Annotated in this window: 20 protein-coding genes and 2 pseudogenes; 5 read left to right on the top strand and 17 right to left on the bottom strand. The window is 65.1% G+C overall.

Annotation, left to right across the window (positions count from 1 at the left end):
• The first annotated feature begins 178 nt into the window (after positions 1 to 178).
• Both ACQKPE_RS08250 and ACQKPE_RS08255 read left to right on the top strand, forming a co-directional pair.
• The gene (locus ACQKPE_RS08250) at positions 179 to 1,399 is read left to right on the top strand and encodes an acyl-CoA dehydrogenase family protein (protein ID WP_427664814.1); all 1,221 of its coding nucleotides are present in this window, start codon (positions 179 to 181) and stop codon (positions 1,397 to 1,399) included.
• Positions 1,400 to 1,407: 8 nt separating this feature from the next.
• Positions 1,408 to 2,511, top strand: coding sequence for a sigma-54 interaction domain-containing protein (locus ACQKPE_RS08255; protein WP_427664815.1), 1,104 nt, complete (start codon positions 1,408 to 1,410; stop codon positions 2,509 to 2,511).
• A 10-nt stretch (positions 2,512 to 2,521) separates the two neighbouring features.
• Here ACQKPE_RS08255 and ACQKPE_RS08260 read toward each other — a convergent pair whose 3' ends face one another.
• The 13 genes from ACQKPE_RS08260 to ACQKPE_RS08320 form a co-directional block, all read right to left on the bottom strand.
• Positions 2,522 to 4,357: an ABC transporter ATP-binding protein gene (locus ACQKPE_RS08260; protein ID WP_427664816.1), complete on the bottom strand. Its 1,836-nt coding sequence runs from the start codon at positions 4,355 to 4,357 to the stop codon at positions 2,522 to 2,524.
• A gap of 59 nt (positions 4,358 to 4,416) precedes the next feature.
• The gene (locus ACQKPE_RS08265) at positions 4,417 to 5,619 is read right to left on the bottom strand and encodes an acyl-CoA dehydrogenase family protein (protein WP_427664818.1); all 1,203 of its coding nucleotides are present in this window, start codon (positions 5,617 to 5,619) and stop codon (positions 4,417 to 4,419) included.
• A gap of 101 nt (positions 5,620 to 5,720) precedes the next feature.
• On the bottom strand, positions 5,721 to 7,379 hold the full coding sequence (locus ACQKPE_RS08270; RefSeq protein WP_427664820.1) for a dipeptide ABC transporter ATP-binding protein: 1,659 nt from the start codon (positions 7,377 to 7,379) through the stop codon (positions 5,721 to 5,723).
• Positions 7,376 to 8,260, bottom strand: a complete 885-nt coding sequence (locus ACQKPE_RS08275) for an ABC transporter permease (protein ID WP_427664822.1) — start codon at positions 8,258 to 8,260, stop codon at positions 7,376 to 7,378. Before ACQKPE_RS08275 ends, ACQKPE_RS08270 begins: the two co-directional genes overlap by 4 nt.
• A 19-nt stretch (positions 8,261 to 8,279) precedes the next feature.
• A complete protein-coding gene (locus tag ACQKPE_RS08280) occupies positions 8,280 to 9,335 on the bottom strand; it encodes an NADP(H)-dependent aldo-keto reductase (protein ID WP_427664824.1) in 1,056 nt (351 codons plus the stop codon).
• Between the two features lie 38 nt (positions 9,336 to 9,373).
• On the bottom strand, positions 9,374 to 10,720 hold the full coding sequence (locus tag ACQKPE_RS08285) for an LLM class flavin-dependent oxidoreductase (RefSeq protein ID WP_427664825.1): 1,347 nt from the start codon (positions 10,718 to 10,720) through the stop codon (positions 9,374 to 9,376).
• Entirely contained in the window at positions 10,717 to 12,126 is a 1,410-nt protein-coding gene (locus ACQKPE_RS08290) for an acyl-CoA dehydrogenase family protein (protein ID WP_427664827.1), read from the bottom strand. The genes ACQKPE_RS08285 and ACQKPE_RS08290 overlap by 4 nt, the downstream gene beginning before the upstream one ends.
• Positions 12,123 to 13,055 carry an ABC transporter permease gene (locus tag ACQKPE_RS08295; protein ID WP_427664828.1) on the bottom strand — a complete coding sequence of 311 codons (933 nt, stop codon included), beginning with the start codon at positions 13,053 to 13,055 and terminating at the stop codon, positions 12,123 to 12,125. The genes ACQKPE_RS08290 and ACQKPE_RS08295 overlap by 4 nt, the downstream gene beginning before the upstream one ends.
• Positions 13,052 to 14,782, bottom strand: a complete 1,731-nt coding sequence (locus ACQKPE_RS08300) for an ABC transporter substrate-binding protein (protein WP_427664830.1) — start codon at positions 14,780 to 14,782, stop codon at positions 13,052 to 13,054. The genes ACQKPE_RS08295 and ACQKPE_RS08300 overlap by 4 nt, the downstream gene beginning before the upstream one ends.
• Positions 14,783 to 14,839: 57 nt before the next feature.
• Positions 14,840 to 16,831, bottom strand: coding sequence for a TonB-dependent receptor family protein (locus tag ACQKPE_RS08305; protein ID WP_427664831.1), 1,992 nt, complete (start codon positions 16,829 to 16,831; stop codon positions 14,840 to 14,842).
• 577 nt (positions 16,832 to 17,408) lie between these two features.
• Positions 17,409 to 17,822, bottom strand: a complete 414-nt coding sequence (locus tag ACQKPE_RS08310; protein WP_427664833.1) for an ExbD/TolR family protein — start codon at positions 17,820 to 17,822, stop codon at positions 17,409 to 17,411.
• A gap of 1 nt (position 17,823) precedes the next feature.
• Positions 17,824 to 18,552 carry a MotA/TolQ/ExbB proton channel family protein gene (locus ACQKPE_RS08315; RefSeq protein WP_427664835.1) on the bottom strand — a complete coding sequence of 243 codons (729 nt, stop codon included), beginning with the start codon at positions 18,550 to 18,552 and terminating at the stop codon, positions 17,824 to 17,826.
• Positions 18,553 to 18,594: 42 nt separating this feature from the next.
• Positions 18,595 to 19,389 carry an energy transducer TonB gene (locus ACQKPE_RS08320; protein ID WP_427664837.1) on the bottom strand — a complete coding sequence of 265 codons (795 nt, stop codon included), beginning with the start codon at positions 19,387 to 19,389 and terminating at the stop codon, positions 18,595 to 18,597.
• A gap of 395 nt (positions 19,390 to 19,784) precedes the next feature.
• Here ACQKPE_RS08320 and ACQKPE_RS08325 point away from each other — a divergent pair, with 395 nt between their 5' ends.
• The 3 genes and pseudogenes from ACQKPE_RS08325 to ACQKPE_RS08335 all read left to right on the top strand — a co-directional run bounded on the left by ACQKPE_RS08325 (position 19,785) and on the right by ACQKPE_RS08335 (position 21,910).
• The gene (locus ACQKPE_RS08325; RefSeq protein ID WP_427664839.1) at positions 19,785 to 20,681 is read left to right on the top strand and encodes a LysR family transcriptional regulator; all 897 of its coding nucleotides are present in this window, start codon (positions 19,785 to 19,787) and stop codon (positions 20,679 to 20,681) included.
• Positions 20,682 to 20,696: 15 nt separating this feature from the next.
• Positions 20,697 to 20,858, top strand: a pseudogene (locus ACQKPE_RS08330) (sigma-54-dependent Fis family transcriptional regulator); the annotation flags it as partial.
• A 167-nt stretch (positions 20,859 to 21,025) separates the two neighbouring features.
• Positions 21,026 to 21,910: a hypothetical protein gene (locus tag ACQKPE_RS08335; RefSeq protein ID WP_427664841.1), complete on the top strand. Its 885-nt coding sequence runs from the start codon at positions 21,026 to 21,028 to the stop codon at positions 21,908 to 21,910.
• A 21-nt stretch (positions 21,911 to 21,931) separates the two neighbouring features.
• Here ACQKPE_RS08335 and ACQKPE_RS08340 read toward each other — a convergent pair whose 3' ends face one another.
• The 4 genes and pseudogenes from ACQKPE_RS08340 to ACQKPE_RS08355 form a co-directional block, all read right to left on the bottom strand.
• Positions 21,932 to 22,705, bottom strand: a complete 774-nt coding sequence (locus ACQKPE_RS08340; protein ID WP_427664843.1) for an SDR family NAD(P)-dependent oxidoreductase — start codon at positions 22,703 to 22,705, stop codon at positions 21,932 to 21,934.
• A gap of 46 nt (positions 22,706 to 22,751) precedes the next feature.
• Positions 22,752 to 23,720, bottom strand: a complete 969-nt coding sequence (gene araH, locus ACQKPE_RS08345) for an L-arabinose ABC transporter permease AraH (RefSeq protein WP_375098280.1) — start codon at positions 23,718 to 23,720, stop codon at positions 22,752 to 22,754.
• Between the two features lie 11 nt (positions 23,721 to 23,731).
• Positions 23,732 to 25,273, bottom strand: a complete 1,542-nt coding sequence (araG, locus tag ACQKPE_RS08350) for an L-arabinose ABC transporter ATP-binding protein AraG (protein WP_427664845.1) — start codon at positions 25,271 to 25,273, stop codon at positions 23,732 to 23,734.
• A 61-nt stretch (positions 25,274 to 25,334) separates the two neighbouring features.
• Positions 25,335 to 26,338, bottom strand: a pseudogene (locus ACQKPE_RS08355) (substrate-binding domain-containing protein).
• Positions 26,339 to 26,373 lie beyond the last annotated feature (35 nt).

The following is a 26,373-nucleotide window of genomic DNA, read 5'->3' on the forward strand; positions in this document are numbered from 1 at the left end:
TAATAAGCAAATACCTTTATAAGGAGTCAACCACCCACGCAGCCATTGTCTATCGCCGACATTTTCGGATGTGGAACATGCCTATCGATCTTCGCCAACACCCCGCCTTCGCCACCCTGGCCGACCTGGACCTCAACCGTATCGCACTCCCCGATGCGCGATCGCCCGAGGAGCGCGCATGAGCCACATCATCCGTCAGGAAGACCCGTCAGTGAGAACCCACCAGCAAGCCTCCGTGCTCAGCCCCTTGCAGACCGCCCAGCGACTGGCGGGCGAATTCGCCGAAACCGCCGTGGAACGCGATGAAGCCGGCGGCACCCCGAAGGCCCAACGCGATGCCATTCGCCAGAGCGGCCTGCTGGCGCTGAGCATCCCCACTCAGTTCGGCGGCCTCGGCGCCAGCTGGAGCGAGACCCTCGGCGTGGTTCGCGAGTTCGCCAAGGTCGACAGCTCGGTGGCCCATGTGTTCGGCTTCCAGCACCTGATGCTGGCCACCGTGCGCCTGTTCGCCCGCCCCGACCAGTGGCAACCCTGGTTCGAGCAGACGGCGCGCAAGCACTGGTTCTGGGGCAATGCGCTGAACCCGCTGGACACCCGCACGGTGGTCAAGACCTTCGATGGCTGGCGCGAATTCTCCGGCAAGAAAAGCTTCTGCTCCGGTGCCAGCGACTCGGAAATGCTGATCGCCTCCGCGGTCGATGAAAGCGCGGGCGGCAAGCTGCTGATCGCCGCGATCCCCACCGGGCGCACCGGCATTACCCTGCACGACGACTGGAACAACATGGGCCAGCGCCAGACCGACAGCGGCAGCGCCACCTTCGAACGCGTGCGGGTGGAAGAGAACGAGCTGCTGCTCGACCCCGGCCCGCTGAGCACGCCCTTCGCCTGTCTGCGCCCGCTGATCGCGCAATTGCACTTCGCCCATATCTTCCTCGGCATTACCGAAGGGGCGCTGGACGAGGCGCGCCAGTACACCCTCAAGGAGGGTCGTCCGTGGTTCCGCTCCAAGGCCCAGCACGTCAGCGAAGACCCTTACGTGCTGCGTCACTACGGCGAGTTCTGGGTGAGCCTGGAAGGCGTACGGCTGCTGGTGGAACGCGCCGCCGAGCAGCTCGACACGGCCTGGCAGAAGGAACACGCCCTGGGCGCCGAGGAGCGTGCGCAGCTGGCGCTGTCCATCGCCACGGCCAAGGTGGCGGCCGCGCGCACCGGACTGGATATCTGCAACCGCCTGTTCGAAGTGACCGGCGCCCGCGCCACCCATGCCTCGCTACGCCTGGACCGCTACTGGCGCAACCTGCGTACCCAGAGCCTGCACGACCCAGTGGACTACAAGCTCCACGAGCTGGGTGAGTGGGCCCTGAGCCAGACACGCCCTACACCTTCTTTCTATTCGTAGAGATGCCTATGCAACTGCTGACCCTCCCCCCCTCGCCGACACTGGCTACCTCGATCCGGGCGACCGCACAGGTCTTCGAAGACCCTAGATCGCAGGCGCTGCTCGCCCACTTGCAACAGGTCGCCCCCAGTGAGGCCAGCGTCCTGATCATCGGTGAGACCGGCACGGGCAAGGAGCTGGTCGCGCGCCATATCCACAACCTCAGCGGTCGACGCGACGGCCCGTTCGTGGCGGTGAACTGCGGCGCTTTCTCCGAATCGCTGGTCGAGGCCGAGCTGTTCGGCCATGAGAAAGGCGCCTTCACCGGCGCCCTCGCCGCCAAGGCCGGCTGGTTCGAGGAAGCCAACGGCGGCACCTTGTTCCTCGACGAGATCGGCGACCTGCCGATGGCCATCCAGGTCAAGCTGCTGCGCGTGTTGCAGGAGCGCGAAGTGGTGCGCCTGGGCTCGCGCAAGAGCATCCCGATCAATGTGCGCGTGGTCGCCGCCACCAACGTGCAACTGGACAAAGCCATCGGCGCCGGCAACTTTCGCGAGGATTTGTACTACCGCCTCAACGTGGTCAGCCTGCAGCTTTACCCGCTGCGCGAACGGCCGGGCGACATCCTGCCGCTGACCCGCCACTTCATCAGGACCTACTGCAACCGCCTCGGCTACGGCGAAGTGCGCCTGACCCCGGAGGCCGAACGCAAGGTGGTGGGCTACGACTGGCCGGGCAACATTCGCGAGCTGGAGAACGTCATCCACCACACCCTGCTGGTGTGCCGCAACGGGCTGGTACAGGACGACGACCTGCGCCTGTCGCACCTGCGCATCGAGCGCCACGATCAACCTGCGGCCGCCGTGGTCGAGAGCGTCGACGAACAATTGCTGCGCGCCTTCCACCGCCTGTTCGAAGAGCAGGCCGGCGGCCTGCACGAAAAGATCGAGGACAGCCTGCTGCGCGCCGCCTACCGTTTCTGCCATTGCAACCAGGTGCACACCGCCAGCCTGCTGGGGCTGAGCCGCAACGTCACCCGCGCGCGGCTGATCGCCATCGGCGAGCTGGTGGTCAACCGGCGCCGGCCAGAGGTGCAGGTGCACGCCAATCGGGCTGTGCAGTTATCGATATAGGGGCGGACACTTAACCCACCTCGGCGGGCTGCTGCTCGGCAAACATTCCATCGGATTGCCGGCTCCACAGGCGATGGTAGTAACCACGCTTGCCCAGCAGTTCCTGGTGACTACCATCCTCGACGATACGCCCCCGGTCGAACACCACGATACGGTCCAGGTGAGCGACCGTGGACAAACGGTGGGCCACGACGATCACCGTCTTGCCGTCCATGATCTCGTCCAGCTTGTCCTGGATGAAGCGCTCGGTGATCGAGTCCAGGCTGGAAGTGGCTTCGTCCATCACCAGGATCGGCGCATTCTTGAGCAGCACCCGGGCAATGGCGATGCGCTGGCGCTGGCCGCCGGAAAGCTTTACCCCACGCTCACCGACCAGGGCGTCGTAGCCCTTGTCCATGGTTTCGATGAAGGCACTGGCACCGGCGCGCTGGATGGCCGCCGCCAGTTCGTCCGGCGTGGCATCCAGGTGGCCGTAGTGGATGTTCTCGCGGATGCTGCGGTGGAACAGCCCAGGCTCCTGCGGGATCAGGCCAATCTGCTGGTGCAGCGAATGCTGGGTCACCTCACGCACATCGGTGCCATCGATCAGCACCTGGCCGTCGTCCACGTCATACAGACGCAGCAGCAGGTTGAGCAGCGTCGACTTGCCCGAGCCGGACGCGCCCACCAACCCCACTCGCTGCCCGGCCTCGATGGCCAGGTCGAGCTGTTCGAAGATCGGTTTGTCCGGCGCATAGCCGAACCTCACATTGCGAAACTCCACCCGCCCCCGGCTCACCTTCAGCTCATGGGCACCAGGCTTGTCCACCACCTCATGCGGACGGACCAGCGTGCGCACGCCGTTGGCGATATTGCCGGTGGCCTCGAAGAACTCCAGAAAACGCCGCGACAGGCTGGCCACGTCGTTGATGATCAGCAGCGACAGACTGGTGGACATGACGAAGGTGGCGATGCTGATCTGCCCGGTTCGCCACAGGTACAGCGACAACAGCAGCACACCGACCTTCAGCAGCATGCCCGACACCGACTGGAACCAGCGGATCTTCTCCATGTAGTCGAACGAGCGATAAGCCGCGCCCACTTCGCGCTCCAGAAAGTCGCCCAGGTAGCGATGCTCGTAGGCGTGGCGGGCGAACAGGCGGATGTTGGTGAGGTTGGTCACCGCATCCACCACCTTGCCGGTGCTGGTGCTGCGCGCCGAGGAATACTGCTGGGCCAGCGGGTGGCTGCGCTTGGCCAGGTGGTAGCAGGCCAGGATGAACAGCACCGACCAGCCGAACATGAAGGCCGCCAGCAGCGACGAAGCCGTCCACAGCAGCAGGGTCGCGAGGCTCAGTGTCACCACCAGCGGGATCAGGTCGAACAACAGGATACTGAGGACCTGGTTGACCCCAAGCGCCACCTCGGACACCCGGTGCGCCAGCGCCCCGGCGAACTCGCTGCTGACGAAACGGTGCGAATGCTGTTGCAGGTAGGCGAACACAGCGTGGGTCACGGTACGCCGCTGCTGCGGCAACACGCGAATATGCACCCCGGTGGCGCCACGGGTGAACAGCACCTCGAGCAGCACCACGGCGCTGAAGGACAACACCGGCCATTGCAGCACCTGCCAGGCCTGCTCGGCAGCCACCCCCTCGCTGACCAGACGCGCGACCTGCCCCAGCGCCCATGGCACCAGCAGCGTGCAGACCACCGCCGCCATTTGCAGCAGCAGGATGGCCAGGTACCAGGGCCTGTAGTGCCCGACGAAGAACAGCACGAACCTCAAGGGGGTATCCGGCAGGCTGCGAATGTTCCAGTCGCGCATGGCGCTCGGGGGTTGGGGGATGAATCGAAAAACACTCATGGTGTGGCTGTCCTTGCGGATAGGAAGGATGTCGTGACAGGTGGTGCGTGGCTAACCCCTCAGAACAGCCCGGAGGTCGGCGGCTGGGTGCCTGTGAGCTGCCAGGCGCCGACCACGGCGGCCTTCCAGTGGCGCGGGTTGTGGTTGGCCACGGTGCGTGCATTGCGCCAGTGGCGGTCGAGGTTGTGGGCGCGCCCGGTGGTGGAGGCGCCGCCGACATCGAACAGCAGCTCGGCAGCCTTGAGCGCCGACTCCACCGCCAGGTACTGGGCCTGCGCCACGTCCACCGCCGCGCGGGTGATCGCCTGCTCGGACAGCCCCTCGGCCCATGCCGCATCGATGCTCTCGGCGGCGCGCAGTACCAGGGCCTCGGCAGCGAAGGCGCGGGCCGAGATTTCGCCCACCGAGAACTGCACGTAGGGGTCGTCCACCGAGCGCGTGGCCGTGCTGTGCTTGATCGGCCGGGCATGCTCGCGGGCGAACTGCACCGCGTCGTTCAGCGCATTGCGCGCGATGCCTGCCTCCACCGCCGCGAGAAACACCTGCAAGAACGGCGGGACAATGGAGCGCTGGCCCTCCTCGGTGATGCGCGTGCGGATCTCGTGCGGATGCACGATGACACCGTGCAGATGAGTGGTGCCACTGGCGGTCAGCCGCTGGCCCATGGCGTCGAAGTCATCGACCAGCTCCAGCCCTTCGCGCTCGCGCGGCAGGATGAACGACACCGGCTGCTGGTGTTCATCCAGCGCCACGGCGCTGACCCAGTCGGCATACAGCGAACCGGTGCTGTAGAACTTGCTGCCATTGACCCGGTAGTGCTCGCCCTCGCGCACGATGCGCGCACTGATCGCGCCGTTGGCGCCACCGATCTCCCAGCCTGCGTTGCCGAACACCTCGCCTGCCAGGTAGCGGGCAAACCAGCGCTCGCGCTCTTCTTGCGTACCGCGAACCAGAAGGCCTTCGATGAAGGAAAAGCTTGGGCGCAGCGCCTGGGCGATATTGGAGTCCACCGCCGCAAGATCGATGACGAACTGCACCACCTCGCGCACGCTGGCGCCGCTGCCGCCATAGGCCTGGGGAATGCGCCAGGTCAGCAGGCCGTCGGCGGCCAGGTCACGCACCTGCTGGTGCGGCAAGACCCGCTGGCGCTCGCGCTCGGCAACGCCCTCGGCGATCGTGCCCAAGCGAATGCCGGCAAGCCGCCGCAGGTCGTCGACGCTGAGGGTTTGGTTGGCGGTGATGTTGTTGGCCTGAAGGCTCATATCCACTATTCCAATGCGGGGGGACAGCAGCGACGCGACAGTGCGCTGGGTCCCCGGTCTTAGTTTCTTTCTCATGGTCATGTCTGGGCAGCCGACGCCGCTCAATGGGCGATCGCATCGACGCGGACCCCGCGCTCCTCGTGGATGTACAGGAACGGGATCGCCGCCAGCAGCGTGCGGGTGTAGGCGTGCTGGGGCCGGGCGAACACCTCGCGCACCGGGCCGCTCTCCACCACCGCGCCGTCCTTCATCACCAGCACGCGGTCGCTGACCTGCTGCACCACGCCCAGGTCGTGGGAGATGAACAGGCAAGCCAGGCCCAGGCGCTGCTTGAGCTGCGCGAGCAGTTGGAGAATCTGCGCCTGCACCGAGACATCCAGCGCCGACACCGGCTCATCGCACACCAACACCTGCGGCTCGGCGGCCAGCGCGCGGGCAATGGCGATGCGCTGGCGCATGCCGCCGGACAACTCGATTGGCCGTCGCGTCAGCAGCGCCGGGTCGAGCTGCACCAGGCGCAGCAGCGCCTCGGCGCGCAGGCGGCGCGCTTCGCCACGGGGCACACCGGCCACGGCCAGGGCTTCGTCGAGCACGCGCTGCACGGTGTAGCGCGGGTCGAACGAACTCAGCGGGTCCTGGAACACCACCTGGATACGCCTGCGCTCGAGGCGCTGCTGGGCGCCCGACAGGCTGTGCCAGAGCTGGCCTCGCAGCAGCACCTGGCCGCTGTCGGGTCGCTCCAGCGCCAGCAGCATGCGCGTCAGGGTGGTCTTGCCCGAACCGGACTCACCGACGATGCCCAGGGTCTCGCCAGCGCGCAGGCTGAACGAGGTGGGCTCGACCACCGTGCGCGACTGGCCGTCGGGGCCGACGAAACGCTTGCTCAGGCCACGCGCCTCGACCACGGTGGGTCGCTCGGCGAAGGCATCGCTGTTGTCGCTGCTCAGCGCAGGGTCGCGGCGCACGTGCACCGCCGCCGCAGCGCGCAGAAGGGACTTGGTATAGGCCTCGCGCGGTGCATACAGCACCTGCCCAACCGGCCCCTGCTCGATGATCTCGCCATTGCGCATCACCGCCACACGGTCGGCCAGGCGCGACACCACGGCCATGTCGTGGCTGACCACCAGCATCGCCCGCTCGCTGCTGCGCAGCGATTCCAGCAGGTCCATCACCTGGGCCTGCACCGTGGCGTCCAGCGCCGTGGTCGGTTCGTCGGCGATCAGCAGGTCCGGCTCGCAGGCAATCGCCGAGGCGATCAGGGCACGCTGGCGCAGGCCGCCGGACAGCTGGTGCGGGTACTGACGGGCACGCAGCTCTGGCTGCGGCACCCCCACCGATCGCAACAGCTCGATGACCCGCGCCTCACGTTGCTCGCGGTTCAGCCGGGTGTGCAGGCGCAGCGCTTCGTCGATCTCGCGGCCTACCGGGCGCAGCGGGTCGAGCGAGCCGAGGGCATCCTGCATGACGAAGCCGATACGCCCACCGCGGATGCCCTGCCAGTCGCGGGCGCGGCAACTGAGCAGGTCGTGCTGGTCGAAACGCAAGCGCGCGGCCTGGACCCGCGCGCCCTGCCCGGCCAGGCCGACCAAGGTGCGCGAGGTGACGCTCTTGCCCGAGCCGGACTCGCCGACCAGCGCCAGGCACTCGCCCCGGTACAGCTGCAGGGACACGCCCTTGACCACCGGTGCGGCCCCAGCGAAGCCCACGTGCAGGTCGCTGACCTCGATCAGCGGACGGGTTTCGTCAATCGATTCGCTCATGTTGCCTTGCCCTCGCTATGACGCAGCAGGGCGCGGCCCAGTGCGGTGATGGCCACCACGGTGAGGGTCACGGCGATGCCGGGCGCGGCCACCAGCCACCAGGCGTTGGCCAGGAAGTTGCGCCCCACCGACAGCATGGCGCCCCACTCCGACGCCGGTGGTGCTGCGCCAAAGCCCAGGAAACTCAACGAAGCGCCAGCGGCGATATTGCCGCCGACGCTGATGGTGGCCAGGATCAGGATCGGCTTGACCGCGTTGGGCAGTACGTGAAGCAGGGTCACCCGCCCCCGTGACAGGCCCAGGGTCAGTGCCGCCTCGACATAAGGTGCACGGCGCACCACCAGGGTTTGCGCGCGCACCATGCGGGCGAAACGCGGGATGCCGGCGATGCCGATGGCGATCACCGCGTTGAGCAGGCCTTGGCCCCAGAAGGTGATGATCAGCAGCGCCAGCAGCAGGTCGGGAAAGGCCAGCAGCACATCGATGAAACGCATGATCGTCGCATCCAGCCAGCGCTGGCCAAGGCCTGCGGCTAACCCCAGCAGCGCCCCGCCGAGCAAGGCGATAAGCGTGGCCGCAACGCCCATCAGCAACGATGCGCGGGCGCCGTGCACCAAGCGCGCCAGCACATCGCGGCCATTCTCGTCGGTGCCCAACCAATGTGCCGCGCTGGGCGCACGGAAGGCATCGCGGGCGCTGGCAGCCAGCGGGTCGCTGTGCACCAGCCAACTCGGCTCGCAGCTGGCCAGCACCAGCAGCGCCACGAACAGCCCGGCCAGCAGCAACCCAGGGCGGCGCAGGGCCAGCAGCGACCAGCCCGGCAAACGCAGCCGGGCGCTGGGGCGCAGGCCGTTGAGCGCATCGGAAGAAGAAAGACTCATCGCAGGCTTCTCCACTGGCTCAAGGCGCCGGGTTGGGCAGGCGCGCATGAATGGCGTCCAGCGCTGCCAGCAGCTCGTCGTCCAGGGGCAACGCCAGGCTGCCCAGGTTCTCCTGCAACTGCGCAAGGCTGGTGGCGCCGCTCAGCGCACTGCTGACGAAGGGCCGGCTGGCGACGAAGGCCAGTGCCAACTGCGCCGGTGAAACGCTGCGGCTGCGCGCCAGTTCCACATAGGCGCGTACTGCCTGCTGCGATTGCTCGCTGGTGTAACGGGCGAAGCGGCCATAGGGCGAACCCTCCGACAGCCGTGCACCGGCGGGCTGTGCGCCGTCGAGGTACTTGCCGCTGAGCACGCCGAAGGCGATCGGCGAATAGGCCAGCAGCCCCACGCCTTCACGGTGGCTGAACTCGGCCAGGCCGACCTCATACAGCCGGTTGAGCAGGCTGTAGGGGTTCTGGATGCTGACGATGCGTGGCAAGCCCTGGCGCTCGGCGGCCTTGAGGAACTGCGCCACGCCCCAGGGCGTTTCGTTGGACACACCCACATGACGCACCAAGCCTTCCTTGACCAGCTCGGCCAGGGCCGCCAGCGTTTCTTCGATAGCTACGCTTTCCTCGTCCTCGACCCAGGGGTAGTCACGCAGGCCGAAGAAATTGGTGCTGCGGTCCGGCCAGTGCAGTTGGTAGAGGTCCAGGTAATCGGTTTGCAGGCGGTCCAGGCTGCCCAGCAGCGCGGCCCGCAGGTTCTTCGCATCGTGGCGCGAGCGGCCATCGCGAATGTGCTGCTGCGCCGGGGTACGGGCCGGGCCTACGGCCTTGCTGGCCAGCACGATGTCCTGGCGGCGTTTGCTTTTGGCCAGCCAGGTGCCGATGAAGCGCTCGGTGCTGCCCCAGGTGTCGCCACGGGTGGGCGTGGGGTACATCTCGGCGGTGTCCACCAGGTTGACGCCCTGGGACAGCGCATAGTCGAGTTGGTGGTGGGCATCGCGTTCGCTGTTCTGGTGCCCCCAGGTCATGGTGCCGAGACCGATGACACTGACCTGGATGTCGCTGTTGCCGAGTGGGCGGTATTTCATGGGTGGGTTCTCACGCAAGGGCGGTTGTCGGGGTCGGTTCAGGCCGAGGCGGCGTGCGGGTGGCGTTGGTACTGGCTGCGCGGATACGCCAGCCCCAGGTGCTCGCGCAGGGTGGTGCCGGTGTATTCGTGGCGGAACACCCCACGCTTGCGCAGCAGCGGCACCACCTCGTCGACGAACACCTCGACCCCGGAGGGGAACATGTCCGGCATGATGTTGAAGCCGTCGGCGGCGCCGGCCAGGAACCACTGCTCGAGGGTGTCCGCGACCTGCTCCGGCGTACCGACCAGCAGCCGATGGCCGACCAGGATGCGCCGGGACAGCTCGCGCACGCTGAGCCTCTCGCGGCGCGCCAGGTTCAGCTGTGCTTCGAGGAAGCCATGGGAGCCCTTGAACTCGCTGACCGGGCCGATGCGCTGCCAGGGCAGCTCGGCGTCCAGGTCGAGTTCGGCCAGCGGGATGCCAATGCGAAAGGCAATCTGCTGGGCCAGGGTGTTATCGCCCAGGTAGGCGTTGAGCCGGTCGAAACGTGCCTGGGCCTCGGCCTCGGTGCTGCCGATCACCGTGGACAGCCCCGGCATGATCTTCAGCTGCTCGGGGTCACGGCCCCAGGCGCGGGCGCGCTGCTTCATCTCCTGGTAGAACGCCTGGCCGTCGGCCAAGGTGGTCTGGGTGGTGAAAATGGCATCGGCGTAGCGCGAGCCCAGGGTCTTGCCGCCCTCGGACGAACCGGCCTGGACGATCACCGGCCGCCCCTGCGGCGAGCGCGGCACGTTGAGTGGGCCACGTACCGAGAAGTGCGCGCCGACATGGTCGATGGTGTGCACCTTGGCCGGGTCGGCGAAAAACCCTGCGGCCACGTCGCCGACGATGGCGTCGTCTTCCCAGCTGTCCCAGAGTTTGCGCACCACCTCGACGAATTCCTCGGCCCGCCCATAGCGCTCGGCATGCAGCGCGGAACCGGCCTGGCCGAAGTTCTGCGCGGCGGCGTCGTTGTAGGTGGTGACCACGTTCCAGGCCGCGCGCCCACCGCTGAGGTGGTCCACCGAGGCCAGGCGCCGCGCCAGGTTGTAGGGGTCGTTGAAGGTGCTCGAGGCGGTGGCGATCACCCCGATATGGCGGGTGGCCAAGGCGATGGCCGTCAGCAGCACGGTCGGCTCCAGGCGCCCCGAAGGTTGCTGCGCGACATCCCCCGCCAGCGCCGGGCCATCGGCCAGGAAGATCGCATCCAGGGTGCCGCGCTCGGACACCTTGGCGATCTCGGTGAAGTAGGCAAGGTCGGTCAACGCCTTGGCGGGCGCCTCAGCCTCGCGCCAGGCAGCGGAATGCGCGCCGAAGCCGAGGATGTTCATGCCGATGCTCATCTGCCGCTTGCCAGTGCTCATGCCAGGTCTCCTTCGTTGACGGCGGGCTGTGCCTGTTGCGCCGAGTCCTTGGCCTTGGCCTCGGCGAAGCGCTCGGCCCAGGCTTTGCTCGGCACGGTGCCATTGAGGTAGTAGTCGCCCAGGTAGGCCTCGCGCAGAATCGCCGGGTTGTGCGAGGCCAGCGTGCGGGCGTTGCGCCAGTGCCGGTCGAGGCGGCGCGCGGCGCTGGCGGCCGAGGCGCCACCGACCTCGAACAGCAAGGTCGTGGCCTCGAGCACCTGGCCGATGACCACCTGCTGCGCCTGGAAGGTATGGATGTCGGCCTCGGCGTACTGCTCCGGCGTGGCCATGCCTGCGCGCCAGGCCTGCCACAGTTGGTCGAGGTTGCGCGAAACCTTCTCGACCAGCGCCTCGCTGGCAAAGGCCAGGCTCGCCAGGCGCCCGACCACACGCTGCACCAGGGGGTCGTGACGGGGGCTGGACTGCCCGGGAATGCCGAAGGTGCGCGTGCGGCCTTGGACGAAGGCGATGGCGTCGCGCTGCACGGCACGGGCAATGCCAGCCAGGGTCGCCAGGTGTACCTGTTGGTAGAAGGCGCTGATGTAGGAATCGCTGCGCCCCTCGCCGAGCTTGAAGCGGCGGAAGACCTGCGCGCTGTCGACGTCGACCTGCTCGAAGCGTGTGGTACCGCTGGCGGTCAGGCGCTGGCCGAAGCCGTCCCAGTCATCCAGGCGAGTAACCCCGGGCGCGGTGGTGGGCACGGCGATGGCCACGTGCTCCTCGCCCTGGTTGGCCGAGACGGCGATCCAGTCGGCGTAGAGGGTGCCGGTGCAGTAGTACTTCTCGCCGTCCAGCCGCCAGCCTTCGCCGTGCTCGCTCAGGTTGACGCTGTTGCCAGTGGTCTCGGTGCGCTCGGCCATCGCCGCGCCGAACAGCTCACCGTTGACCACGTGCTGGAACCAGCGGGCATTGCCCTGCTCGTCCTCGTCGTTGAGGCGGCCTTCGACGAAGCCCAGGTGCGCGCGGAAAATCTGCGGTAGGTTGGAGTCGGCCTCGGCCAAGCGGCTGACCAGCAGGAATAGCTGCTCCAGGCTGACACCGAAGCCGCCATGGCGCTGCGGCACGCGCAAGCGAGCGAAGCCTGCCTCGCGCAGCCAGTTCACGGCGTCGTAAGGCAGCTCTCGGTGCTGTTCACGGTCGATGGCGCCCTCGGCGATGCGGTCGAAGACCGGCTGGAAGATGGCCAGCAGCTGCGCATCACTGGGCGCTGCGACCGGCTCATCGAGCGCCACAGGGGGCGTATCGGCTTGGCTGAAGATCATCTCGGAGTCCTTGCGGGTAGCGGAAAGTTGCAGGGCTGGCGGGGCGCTGTCCTCGTCGAACAAGGCGCGCAGATAGACCAGGGCGGTCTCGCTGTTCATGCTCATCGTGGGTTCACCCTGGGGTCGATCAGCGGCAGCAGCAGGTCGACGACGAGGTTGACCAGCACATAGATCAGCGCCGCCAGCAGGGTGATGCCGAGCACCATGGGCACGTCCTTGGTATTGGCCGCCTCGAGCATCAGCCGGCCGACGCCCTGGCGGGCGAACAGGGTCTCGGTGATCACCGCACCGCCGAGCAGGCTGGCGAGGATGAAACCGGACAAGGTCACCAGCGGAATCAACGCATGGCGCAGGGCGTGGCCCAGACGCACACCGGCCTCGGTCAGGCCGCGGGCGCGGGCCATCATGATGAAGGGCTGTTCGAGGATTTCTTCGAGCTCCTGGCGCAGCACCTGGGTCAACACCGCCGCGAGCGGCAGCGCCAGGGTCAGGGTCGGCAGCACCAGGGTGCGCCAGCCGCTGGAGCCGCTCGGCGGCAGCAGGCGCAGTTGGAAGGAAAACACCAGCAGCAGCAGGATACCGAGCACGAACGACGGCATCGACGACAGCACCAGCTCGCTACCCGACGACAGCGAACCGACCCAACGCCCGCGCCGCGCCGTGAGCACGGCCACGACGATGGCCAGCAGCACCGCCAGCAAGGCGGCGAGAAACGCCAGCTGCAAGGTCGCGCCCAGGTGCTCGCCGATGGCCCGGGTGACCGGAATACGCAGGCGATAGGACTCGCCCAGATCGCCCTGGGCCAACCGCCCCAGGTACTGGCCGTACTGCACCAGCAAGGGTTGGTCGAGGCCGTACTCCTGGCGCACCTGCGCCAGCACCTGCGGCGTGGGCATGGCCTCCGGGCCGCCGAGAATGGCCAGCGCCGGGTCACCGCCGGTGAGGTTCAGGCCGACGAAAGTCAGGGTCGCTGCGCCCCAGAGCACCAACACCCCGGACAGCAGCCGCCAAAGCACAGGTTGCAGGAGGCTCATGGCTGCTCCTTGTCCAGCCATACGCTGGTGAAGAACGGGGTGTTGTGCGAGGTGTCGAAGATCAACCCCTTCACATAGGCGTGGTGCGCGACGATGTGGTGGCTTTCGTAGGAAGGCGCGGCCGGCACCAGTTCGGTCAGGCGCTGCTGGGCCTGCGAATAGAGCTGTTGCAGGCGCACCGGGTCGACGCTGCGGCGCGCGTCACTGAGCAGGCGGTCGAGGGTTTCGTCGCGCAGGCGCCCGACGTTCTGCCCCAGCAGCTTGTCGGTGGGAATCGACGCGCTGTGGTAGAGCATGAACAGCCCGTCCGGGGTGTTGCTGTGCCAGTAGCCGCCGCCGAGCAATTGATAGTCGCCGGCATACCGGCGCTCGGTGGTCTGCACCAGGGGCAACACGTTCAGGTCGATCTGCATGCCGAGCTTGCGCGCATCGGACTGGATCGCCACGGCAACGCTGCTGGGGAACGCCGGGTTTTCGCTCATCAACAGGCTCACGCTCAAGCGCTGGCCGTCCTTTATGCGAATGCCATCGGCATCACGCGCGCTCCAGCCGGCTTCGTCGAGCAGGCGTGCGGCCGCCTGCGGGTCGTACTTCAAGGCATCAGTGAAGGAGGGGTCGTAGAAGCGCGTGTTGATCGCCAGGAAGTCGCTCTTGGCCTGGTACTCACCAAAACCGCTGACCCAGGCCAGGCCTTCGCGATCGATGGCCTGGGTCAGCGCCTTGCGCACCCGCACGTCATCGAACGGGAAACGCTCGGCATTGAAGGTCACGCTGCGAAACGGGTTGCCCTTGCGGATGCGGCTGTGCAGCACCAGCTCGGGGTTGGCACGGATCGCAGCGGCATTCTGCGTGGGCGCATCCAGGGTGAAGTCGTGCTGGCCGGCAAGCAGCGAGCTGTAGCGGATCATCGACTCCGGCACGAAGGCCAGCTCGATGCGTTCGAGGTAGGCCGGGCCCTGGTGACGAGTAACGGGTGGTGCCCAGTGGTAGTCCTCGCGGCGCACGAAGCTTGCGCCCTGCTCGCGGGTGTAGCTGTGCAGCACGAAGGGGCCACTGCCGATGGGTTTTTCGGCGATGGACTTGGGGTCTTCGAGAATCTGTTTGGGCGAGATCATGCTCAACCAGGACTGCGCCAGCACGTCGAGAAACGCCGAGTAAGGCTCGCGCAGGGTCGCCTCGAAGGTGTACTCGTCGACCACCCGGCCGCGCAGGTAGGGGGCGATGTAGGCCGCCGCCAGCGGTGACTTGGTGGCCGGGTCGCGCATGTGCTCGAGGTTCACCCGCACCGCCTCGGCGTTGAACCGGGTGCCGTCGCTGAAGGTGACGTCATCGCGCAGGTGGAAGGTGTAGACGGTGCCGTCGGTGGAAATTTCCCAGGCCTTGGCCAGCCAGGGTGAAATGGCGCCCTGCTCGTCCTGGTAGACCAACCCGTCGTAGAGGATGCGCCCCAGCCACTGCACGTTGCCGTGAGAAATGGCGTGCACGTCGAAGGTGCCGGTATCCAGGGTGACCGAGGCGCGCAAGGTGCCGCCGGGCTTGCCGGGTGCCTGCTCTTGGTAGTCGCTGGCCGGGTAGCTGAGCACGCCATCGACCACCACTGCTTGTGCGCCGCTCGAGGCCGCCTTGGGTGCCTCGCTGGGCGAGCAGCCGGCCAGCAGCAAGCCCCCCAGCACGGCAACCAGCCCGCCGACCACCTTGCGCGAAACTCCACTTACGATTCGTTGCATGACGCATTTTCCTGATGAAGCGGGTGAACGGCGGCGCAACCCCGCGCCGCCGCAAGGTCAGAAGCGAAACGCCACGCCGGTGAAGGCGCCGAAGCCGTCGCCGGCGTACAGCGACGAAGCATCGCGGCCCTGGGCGTTGTAGGTCGGCAGCACCGCGGTGGCGTAGTCCTCGTCGGTGAGGTTTCTCAGGTCGAGGAACACCTGCCAGCGTTGCCCCGGCGCCTCGTAGCCGATCTTCGCGCCCCAGACCACGTAGGACGGGGCGTTGAAGCTGTTGGCATAGTCCACCGGGGTGCTCGATGCGCTGCGCACATCCACCCCGGCGTAGAAGCCACTGGCGTGCTGGTACTTAAGCTCCGCCTGGTAGATATGCTTGGGCAGGCCAGGCAGTTCGTTGGCGTGGAAGGTGTCGTCGTTGCGGTAGTAGAAATCGTTCAGGGTGTAGGCCTGGCGCAGCACCAGGTTGTCGCCATTGCCGTTCTGCCACAGCTCTACATCCAGCCCCGCCTCGACACCTTGGTGAATGGTCGGGCTGGCGTTGTTGGTGGAGGTCACCGCCGGGTTCAGGCCAGCGGCGGGAATCACCTCGACGTTGAGCAGCTCGTTGTGCACCCACGAGCGATACAAGGCCAGGCTGCCCTTGTAGATGCCGTGGGAGCCGCGGATACCCACTTCGAAGGTGTTGGCCTTCTGCTCCACCAGGGTCTTGGTGTAGTTGTTGGTGGGGCCGGACGGTGAGATCGACCAGGCACTGGGCGGGTCGATGGAGCGGCTGACGTTGGTGAACAGCTGGATATCCGGGGTGAGGTAGTAGCGCAGGCCCAGGCGTGGCGCGAGGCTCCAGTTGTCGTACTTGTAGTGCTGCGGGAACGGGCTGACGTTGGGGCGATCGGAGAACTCCACGTCCACATCGCGGAAGATGTTGACCAGCGACAGGCCGCTGTTCAGCCACAGGCGCTCGGTCAGCTCCAGGTCGTTGCCGACCGAGAACACGGTGTCGAACGAGCCGCTGAAGCGGGTGTCCTTGAGCAGCGCCCGGGTGGTGCCGCTGTAGGTCTTGACCTCGGCGCGGTCGTGCAGGGTGTTGCTGAAGGCGAAGGTGGTGTTGCTCTGGTGGCCGAACCACTGGTCGCTGCGCAGGTAGCGCAGCGAGGTGTTCAAATCGCGCCATTGCCAGTGGTTGGGCGTGACCAGGCTCTTCTCGCTGAGGATCTGCCGGTAGTTGTGGTAGACCAGCCCCAGCTCCAGCTGGGAGTCGTCATCGAAGGTGTAGGTGGTCTTGCTGCCGACCCAGATCGAACCATTCTTGGTCGAGTCGCCGCGCTGCGCCACAGTGGTCAGGTTGGCCTGGGACGAATCGTCCTTCAGCTGCGCGCGGGTCAGGGTGCCGGGGTTCTCGTGGTACTGCTCGCGGTAACGCACGATCAGGCGTGTGTCGAGCTTGGAGTTGAAGCGGTAGCCGAAGTTGGACACCACGCCCTTGGCCTTGGTGAAGGTGTAGTCCTGGTAACCATCGCGTTCGGAATTGCTCAGGCTGATGTAGTAGTCGGCCTTGCCCTCCACGCCCCCGGTGCTCAGTTGCTGTTTGCGCCAACCGAAGCTGCCCACTTCGAAGCGCGCGTAGTTGCCCGGCGAGGTGTAGCCGGTGTGGGTGACCATGTTGATGGCGCCACCGAGCGACAGTGCGGTGTAGTCGTAGGCGTTGGCCCCGCGCAGCACTTCGGTGTAGTTCACTCCGGACATTTCCAGCAGTTCATAAGGCGTGCCGCCCGGGCCGGTCAGGGCCAGGCCATCGAAGAGGAACTTGACCCCCTCGCGGAAGTAGCCAGGCGAGGCGTTGGCCCCCGAACCGCGGATGGAAATCTTGATGGCATCGTTGCCGCCAGCGGCCTGGGCGATGACACCTGGCTGGAAGGCCAGCACGTCCTCGAGCGTCGAGGTGCGGCCTTTCTCCACTTCGGCGTTGTCCACCACGCTGGTGCTGCCTGCCACTTCTTCCAGCCTGGCTTCGGCCTGCTGGGCTTCGCTTTGCTTCTGGGCTTTTACCACCACAGTTTCTAGCCGGGTGTCGGTACTTTCCGCCACTTCTGCGGCCACGGCAAAGTTGCCGCCGCAGCCGACCAAAGTGCCAATACCGACTGCCCGCCACAGTGGCTTTATGCCCCCTGCACTCCCCTCTGAAGATAACCAACGCACGCGCCTACTCCTATGATCTAGTTGATTATTTATGCGAGCTGATTGTTCTTTTACTGGTGCCCATGACAGAGATATAGCAAGCACTGTTCCAACTTATAAAATCGTTAAAAAACAGTTACTTGAAATCAATTGATAACACTACAACAACGCCACGACATGGCATTTTGCTGAAACACTGTTCCCCCACGAACAGCACATCGAGCTATAAGCTTGTGCACATTTAAACGCTGCAAGGAAAAACATCATCAGCAGGGTCAAGAGCATTAATTTAATTGCGAAAAATATCTAAGCGACGCCGCATGCGATCGCAGGCTCATATCGTTTGGAAAGTTGCAATAGCGGGTAGACGGGGGAAATAAAGCGGGGAAGGCAAGAAAGGTTTTGATAAAAAAGAGCCGCCCCCCTGCCAAGAGGTGCGGCCCCAAAAAACTCAGCGTGCGGTGATGACCGCCAGCTTGGTGATACCGGCACGTTCGATGGCTGCCATGGCGCGCGCCACCTCGCCATAGTTCACGCCATCGTCAGCCTGCAATTGCACGCGCAATTCCTCCTTGGCGCCCTCGGCCTCGAGCTTGGCCCGTTGCAGGTTGCTCTCCAGTAGATCTGGCTGGATCTCGTCCTTGTTGATGAACAGCTTGCCCTCGCCGTCGATGCTTACCACCAGCGGGTCTTTCTGCTCCGCGGGCGCCACGGCCTCGGTCTTGGGCAGGTTGATCGGAATCGAGTTGGTCAGCAAAGGCGCGGTGACGATGAACACCACCAGCAGCACCAGCATGACGTCCACCAGCGGCGTGACGTTGATTTCGGAAAGAACTTCGTCGCTGTCCTGGGTCGAGAAGGCCATGTCAGACCGCCTCCTTCGCAAGGCCAGCGTTGCCGGTCACGGCACTGCCCTTGCCGGCATGTGGGTTGACGATGACCTTGAACGCGCTCTTCTGCGCCAGGCTGTAGAAGTCGTGGGCGAAGTCGTCGAGGTCGGCGGCGGTGAGCTTGAGCCGGCGCAGGAAGTAGTTGTAGACCAGCACAGCAGGCACGGCCACGGCGATGCCGACGCCGGTGGCGACCAGTGCCGCACCGATGGGGCCGGCCACGGTTTCCAGGCTGGCGTTGCCCGCCGCGCTGATGCCTTTGAGGGCTTCCATGATGCCCCACACGGTGCCGAACAAGCCGATGAAGGGTGAGGTGGAGCCGATCGAGGCCACCACCGCCAGGCCCGACTCCAGGGAGCGCCGCTCACGCTGGATCTGCTGGCGCAATGCCCGCTCGAGGCGGTCCTGATGGTTGATCGACTGCGCCAGGTCCGCAGGCTGGCCGCCCGGTACCTGGATCGCCGCGAAGCCCACCTGTACCACGCGGGCCACTGCGCCCTGCTGCCCGGCACTTTGCTCGGCGGCGCTGTCGAGGCTGGTGGCGCTCCAGAAACCTTTCTGGAACTTGCGGTCCTGGCGCCGCTGGCGGGCGAACTGAATGCCCTTGATCAGCGCCAGCCCCCAAGTGACCACGGAGAAGCCGATCAGCAGCCAGATGACTGCGTGTTCGACCGATTGGAAGGGAGAATCTACGAGCAGGTTCATGATGCATTCCTCGGGTAAGTCGGGGGCCGGGGTTCACTGGCCTCAGTTCAAACGAAATTCCAGGGGTACCGAAACCCAGCCAGCGATGGCCTGGTCGCCACGCTTGGCTGGCGCGAAGCTCCAGCGCTTGACGGCGCGAATGGCCGACTCATCGAGCAGCTCGCGTCCGCTGCTGCGCTCGACCTGGATATCGCTCGGCTTGCCGTTGGCCAGCACGTGTACGCGCAGCACCACCGTGCCCTCCCAGTTGCGCCGTTGGGCCAGTGGGGGGTACTCGGGTGCCGGGTTCTTGAGGTAACCGGCGCTGGCCGATGGCGGTATATCCACAGGCGGCTTCTCGGCCACCGGTGCTGGAGCCGCAGGCGGTGGCGCGGGCGGTGCCTCTACCGGCTTGGGTATGGGCTTGGCCACTGGCTTCGGTGGTTGCGGCTTGGGTTTCGGTTTGGGCGGTGGCTTGACTGCCAGTTCCTCGACCACCGGTGGCGGTGGCTCGACCACAGGCTCGGGCGCCGGGGCCGGTGGCGGCGGTTCGACCACCGGCGGTGCGGCGCTGGTGAATTCGATGGTCATCGGCGGAATCTGCACCGGTACTTCCGGCAGGACCGGCTCGGGCCGAGTGGCCAGCCAGGCAAGTACCCCGGCGTGCACGAGCAGGGCGAACAGGCCAAGCGCAACCGCTTCGCGCCGGCCCAGTACGGATTTGCCAGCGTCCTGCAGCAGGCGCTGCACACCCAGGACCTGACGCACGCTGACCCCAAGGTCGCGCAACTCACCCGGCTTGCGTGAATCGCGCCAGAGCACTTCTGCGAGGTTGTCGGCTTTGAGGACATTGCCCATCGGCAAGACTCCTGATTGCTGTGTTTTGACTGCGAAAACGGCGCCTCGCCCGTTGCCAGGGGCCGCTGTAGAGCAGTTGCAATCATTGGATTGGCCGCTTATCCCATAAAGTAATTTTTAATGAGATATTGATTTCCAAAACGAATAAGAAAACTCAATAGATTGTTTTTAAAAGAATTTTTTATTCGAATAACTCATAGGCATGAAAAAAATGCTCACAAGGCATCAGTCACGGCAAGCCTGGGTCCCCTCCGGCGGCGGACTCTCTTAATATTCAATTAAGCTATAAAAATATAAAAATACGTCAATTGACGGAATAACAATCAACCTTTAAAACCAGCGCCAGCACTGGCAGAAATGCCTCGGATCTTCTTTTTCAATGCCGGTGGCGCATCATGGATCTACGCCAACTCCGTTACTTCATCGCGCTCAACGAGCAGCGCAGTTTCGTCCGCGCAGCCGATGCCATGGGCATTACCCAGCCGGCCTTCAGCCGCAGTATCCAAGGCCTGGAACATGAACTGGGCTGCGTGCTGGTGGACCGCGCCAGCAAGGACTTGCGCCCCACCCCAGAGGGCCAGGTGGTGTTGCAGCACGCCCTGTCGCTGGTACACGGCGCCAGCAACCTGAGCCATGAAATCAACCGCATGAACAAGCTCGATGCCGGTGACCTGCACTTCGGCTGCGGCCCCGCATTGGCCGCCCGCTTGGTGCCGGAGGCGTTGCTGGTGTTCATGCAGCGCTACCCGCGCATCCACACGCGTTTCGAGGTGAGCAACTGGGAGCAATTGCAGCGCAGCCTGGTGCGTGACGAAATCGAGTTCTTCATCGCCGACACCCGCCATTTCGAAGACGACCCCAGCGTGCAGACCCAGCCGCTGCGGGCACGTGCGGGGCTGTTCTTCTGCCGCCCCGGCCACCCGCTGCTGGCCAAGGACAGCCTGTCGACCAACGACCTGTTCGACTACCCGCTGGCCGGCAGCCGCATTCCCGCGAGCGCACGCAAGGTGCTGGCGAATCTGAGCGGCAAGGCAGATTTCACGGCGCATGTGGAGTGCGAGCAGTTCCCCCTGCTGGTGGAACTGGTGCAGCGCAGCGACGCCATCGGCATCGGCACTCAAGAGGCGTTGCAAGAGGAACTGGCGAGGGGCGAGCTGGTGCAGTTGTACCTGCGCAACCTGCCGAACAATGTCGACAGCCTCAATGTGCGCTGCGGGATCGTAACCCGCACGGGCTATCGTCTTTCGCCTGCGGCCAAGGCGATGATCGAACTGATATTGGAGCAGGACTAGGCTCAGCGGCTTAGCAGCCTGCTGCGCGCCGCCTACCGCTTCTGCCATTGCAACCAGGTACACACCGCCAGCCTGCTTGGGCTGAGCCGTAACGTCACCCGCGCGCGGCTGATCGCCATCGATGAACTGGTGGTCAACCGGCGCCGGCCAGAAAGCACCGTGCAATTATCGATATAGGGCTTTTGCGACACTGCACCGAGCCCGTTCACATCCCCCGCACTTCCATGCCAGTTCCTGTGGAATAAACCTCGGGCGCCAGTCGTTATCCTTCGACATGCATCGAGTGAAACGGGGTGACTATGTTGGACGACGAGGTGAGGAAAATAGTCGCTAGGGACTTCATCTTGAAGGAACATATGCCGGCCATAGAAAGGGCCTCGGCAAAACGTAATTTCGCCATCACGTTCAGAGCCGCAGGGTCGGCCACGCTCCACGCATTGAAAAAAGGAGCTGCGGCAAAGGGTCACGACATTCTGGAAAAAACCATCAAGTGGGATTCTATTTCCGATAAATACACAAAAGAGCGCGCTGAAGCGGTATTCGCCTCAGTGCGTGAGGCAGGCATTGAAGGTTATGTCGGGCACTGGGACGATACCGGGTTGGTGGGTATCTATCGAACCGGTCAAGCGGGTAAGGGACATGAGATATACCCAATCGACGTCGATCAACTGGCGTCCAGCCTGGAGGCGTTGAAACAACAGGACGAAGAAGACGAGGACGAGGAAAACGAGGACAAGTGGAGTCGATGGGTGTTCACGGGGGACTATGACGCACACGACATGATCGACTGTCGCGGCAGCGGAAGGCCGAGGACAGTCACCGCGAGATCGAAGGAAGAAAGAAGCATCATCGATGCGATCAACCAGGAAATTGCACTCGTGGATGCCAATAGGCCCTTCAAGCTTCAACAGTACAATGTGGTCAGGCATGGCGCGCAGGTCAACTTTGCCGCCTATATGCGCAACTACGAGAAAAACAAGGTCCTCCAGGGTGGTGGCATTGCCGCCAAGGTGGCTCGCCCCGGCAGCTTCCCCCTGGCTGCGGTTCGAAAGAATACCTGGACGATCATCCATTCCATTTCGGAACTTGCCCAGTACTACAAATCCCTAGGGGCGGTCATGAAGGACAGTTGGACTGAGGGCGGCGACTTCTTCTTTGAAGACCAGCCCGACAAACCCGGGATCGTCAAGCTGAGCAGGAAACGGCCCGGCGACGAGCAGGCCGACTGAGGGTGCCGGGCGCCCCGTCCCCTAAACCCACCCACCGTCCACGATAAAGTTCTGCGCCGTGCACATCGCCGAAGCACCGGAAGCCAGGAACAGCGCCATATTCGCGATGTGCACCGGCTCCACACTGCCCGGCAGGCACTGGCTGCGGGCGATCAGCTCGCGGGCCTCGTCATCCACCCATAGCGCCAGCTGCTTCTCGGTCATCACCCAGCCCGGCACCAATGTGTTCACACGAATGCCGTGCGGCCCCAGGTCGCGCGCCAGGCCCCGGGTCAGGCCATGGGCCGCGGCCTTGCTGGCGGCGTACACCGGGTAGCCGGGCGAGGCCATCATCCAGCCGATCGAACCCAGGTTGATGATCGCCCCGCCGCCACTGGCCTTCATCATCGGCACCACCTCGCGGGCAGCGAGGAAGGCATGACCGAGGTTGACCGCCATCAGGCGCTCGAAGCGCTGGCTGTCGACTTCTTCCAGGCCATGGCGCACATCGTTCGCGGCATTGTTCAGCAGCACCGTCACCGGCCCCAGGGCGTCGGCGATACGCTGGATCGCAGCCTTGTAGGCGTGCTCGTCGGTGATGTCGCAGTGCACGAACGCAACCCTGTGCCCCGCGCTGCTCAAACGGTCGGCCAGGCGCTCACCAGCCTCGCGGTCGAGGTCGACGAAGCCGACAGCGGCGCCTTGTGCGGCGAAGGCTCGAACCATCGCCTCGCCGATTCCCGAGGCGCCGCCGGAAATCAGCACGGTGCGGCCCTTCAGGTCGGGGTACACCGCTGTCGCTTGGGCATCCTTCATATCGCTTCACTCCGTGTAGGTCGTTCTTGTTATGGGCACTGCAGGCTCAGCGCTGCTTGAGCCGGTCGATCACCACCGCCAGCAGCAGGATCGAACCGCGAATCACGTACTGGTAGAAGGTGTCGATGTTCTTCAGGTTCATCGCGTTCTCGATGATCGCCAGAATCAGCACCCCGGCGATGACATGGCGGATCATGCCGATGCCGCCACTGAGCGAAACGCCACCGAGCACGCAGGCGGAGATCACCGTCAGCTCGAAACCCTGGCCGATCATCGGCTGGCCGGAGGTCATGCGCGAGGCCAGGATCACCCCGGCCAATGCGCCGATCAGGCCGTGCACGGCGAAGATGACGATCTTGGTGCGGTCGACGTTCACCCCCGCCAACAACGCCGCCTCCTGGTTGCCGCCAATGGCCATGGTGTTGCGCCCGAAGGTGGTGTAGTTGAGCAGCCAGCCGAAGAACAGGAAGCAGACGATGGTGATCAGGATCGGCACCGGCACGCCCATCAGTTGGCCGTTGCCGAACACGAAGAACGACTCCTGGGACACGCCCACCGCCTTGCCGTCCGAGAAGATGTAGGCCAGGCCGCGCACGATCTGCATGGTGGCCAAGGTGGTGATCAGCGCGTTAACCCGCAGCTTGGCGATCACGATGCCGTTGATCAGCCCCACCACCAGGCCCATGGCCAGCGCCGCGCCGATGCCCAGCAGCATGCTGTCGGTGTCACGCATCACCACGGCGGCCACCACGCCTGCGCAGGCAATCACCGAGCCGACCGACAGGTCGAAGTGCCCGGACGCCAGGCAATACAGCATGGTGCAGGCGGCGATGCCCGTGGTCGAGATGGCCAGGCCAAGACCGCGCATGTTCAGCGGCGAAAGGAAGTTGTCGATCACCAGGGCGCAGAGCAGGAAGATGCCGATGGCGGCGAGCAGCATGGCCCAGTTGTCGAGGAAATTGCGCAGGTCCATGGGCTTGCGCTGGATTGGCAAAGCGTTGTTCTGGCTGGTCATGGCAGTCTCGTTCAGTTGTGCGCGCCATCGCCGCGACGGCGAGGCAAGGCCAGGTGCAGCAGGTTGGGTTCGTTGGCGTGCTCGCGGCTCAGCTCCCCGGTCATCGCGCCCTCGCACAGCACCAGGATGCGGTCGGAAATGCCCATCACCTCCATCAGGTCGCTGGACACCACGATCACCGCGATGCCGCTGGCGGCCAGGTCATGGATGATCTGGTAGATCTCGGCCTTGGCGCCGATATCGATGCCGCGGGTGGGCTCGTCGAGCAGCAGCACTTTCATCGGCATCGACAGCCAGCGGCCGAGAATGGCCTTCTGCTGGTTGCCGCCGGAGAGGTGCATGATTTTCTGCGCAGCGTTGGGCGTCTTCACCCGCAACGCCTTGATCTGCTGGTCGGCGTTGGTTTTTTCCCAAGCCCCGCGCAGGATGCAGCCAAGCCGGGAATGCGCGCCGCGTGCACTGATGTTGATGTTCTCGGCGACGCTGGCCAGCGGGATGATGCCTTCCTTCTTGCGGTCTTCCGGGCACAGCAGGATGCCGGCCTGGATCGCATCGCGCGGCGAGCGCAGCTCGAGCGCCTGGCCCAGCAGCGTCAGGCTGCCGGCCTCGATGCGCGCCAGGCCGCTGACAAGGCGCAGCAGCTCGGTGCGCCCGGCGCCGACCAGGCCGAACAGCCCCAGCACCTCGCCCTTGCTGACACTGAAGCTCACCGGAGCCCGCAGCCCCGGCCCCATCAGACCGTCGACGCGCAGCGCCACCTCGCCGTGGGGGCGGGGGCGGTAGAGGTAGATGTCCTGGATATCGCGCCCGACCATGCAGGTGACCAACTGGTCGTGGCTCAGCTGGCTCATGTCCTCGAAAGTGCGCACGTAGCGGCCATCCTTGAACACCGTGACGGCATCGCAGATACGGAACACTTCCTCCATGCGATGGGAGACGTACAGCACCACCTTGCCCTCCTGGCGCAGGCGCTCGATGATCGCCATCAGCCGGTCGATCTCGCGGGCAGACAAACTGCTGGTGGGCTCGTCGAAGGCGATCACATGGGCGCCACGGGACAGCGCCTTGGCGATTTCCACCAGTTGCCGCTGGCCCAGTGACAGGCGCCCGACCTTTTGCTGCGGGTCGATCTCGTCGGCCAGCCCTTTCAGGCAAGCCAGCGCCCGCTCACGCAGCGCACCGCGGCGCACCAGCCCGAAACGCGCGGGTAGGTGGCCGAGGAAGAGGTTTTCCGCCACGGTCATTTCCGGCACCAGGTGCAGCTCCTGGTGGATCACCGCCACCCCGCTGGCGATGCTCTCGGCGGTGGAGCGAAACGCCAGGCTGTGCTCGCCGATCTGCAAGTGGCCGCTGCTGGGCGCGTAGGCGCCGCCGAGGATCTTCAACAAGGTCGACTTGCCCGCGCCGTTCTCGCCCATCAAGGCATGAACCTGGCCGGGGTGGGCGACGAAGCTGATGTCGTCGAGGGCCTTCACGCCCGGAAAGGTCTTGCCGATACCGTGGAAACGCAGGCTGCCAGCGCTGGCAGACCGATGCTCTGTAGTTGCGTGCATACACCACCTCGTCACAGGAAGCGGGCGGCCTGCATGGCCGCCGTGGAAAACACCCGGCCGGTCAGTTCCAGAGGCCGATCTTTTCCAGTTCCTGCTTGAAGTTCTCGCGGGTGATCAGCGTGACATCGTCCATGGCGGTGTACTTGGGCGGCTCCTTGCCGGTGGTGACCCACTCGAACATCATGGTCGCGGTGTTGTAGCCCTCCAGATGCGGGCTGGGCAGCATGGAGCCGAAGAAGCCGCTGTTGGCTTTTTTCAACTCGCCGATGGCGTCGGTGCCATTGATGCCGATGCCGATCACGTTGGCCGCAGCGAAGCCTGCGCTTTCAGTAGCACGTACGCCGCCGAGCACAGTGTTGTCGTTCATGCCGCCGATGATCAGGTTCTTCGCCGAGCCTGGCAGCTTGACCAGCGCCGAGTTGGTGGCATCCATGCTACCGGGGCGTAGAGGGTCTTGAGCGCGGTGTAGAGGATGTGGTCCTTGGGGAAGCCGGCGTCTTCGAGGGCCTTGACCGAACCGTCGGTGCGCTTCTTGCCGGTGTCGAGCTCGTTGTAGGTGTTGATGACTGCGTAGGTTTCCTGCCAGTCCCAACCGCGCTTCTTGGCCTCGGCGGCCATGGCCGCGCCCTGCTTCTGGCCCACCTCGAAAGCGGCCATCCCTAAGTACGGCACCTCTTCCATGAACTTGCCGCTGGCATCGACGAAGCGGTCGTCGACGGCGATCACCTTGAGGTTGTTGAGCTTGGCCTTGGCCATGATCGCCGGGCCCAAGGACACATCAGGCGGGCAGATGACGAAGCCCTTGGCGCCGTTGGCGGCGAGGCTGTCGATGGCGGCGAGGGTCTTCTCGCCGTCGGGTACTGCGATCTTGATCACGGTGAAGCCTTTGTCCTGGCCGGCCTTTTCGGCGAATTTCCATTCGGTCTGGAACCAGGGCTCCTCGGCCTGCTTGACCAGGAAGCCGATCTTCACGGGTTCTTCGGCGAACGACAGGGTGCTGAGGCTGACAGCGGTGACGGCAAGGGCGGCACGACAGAACGAACGGATACCACGACGACGATTCATGAGTAACTCCTTGTTATTTTTCTTGAGTGCATTCA

It is taken from the genome of Pseudomonas sp. NPDC089554 (assembly GCF_050280645.1).
In the GTDB taxonomy this organism is placed as follows: domain Bacteria; phylum Pseudomonadota; class Gammaproteobacteria; order Pseudomonadales; family Pseudomonadaceae; genus Aquipseudomonas.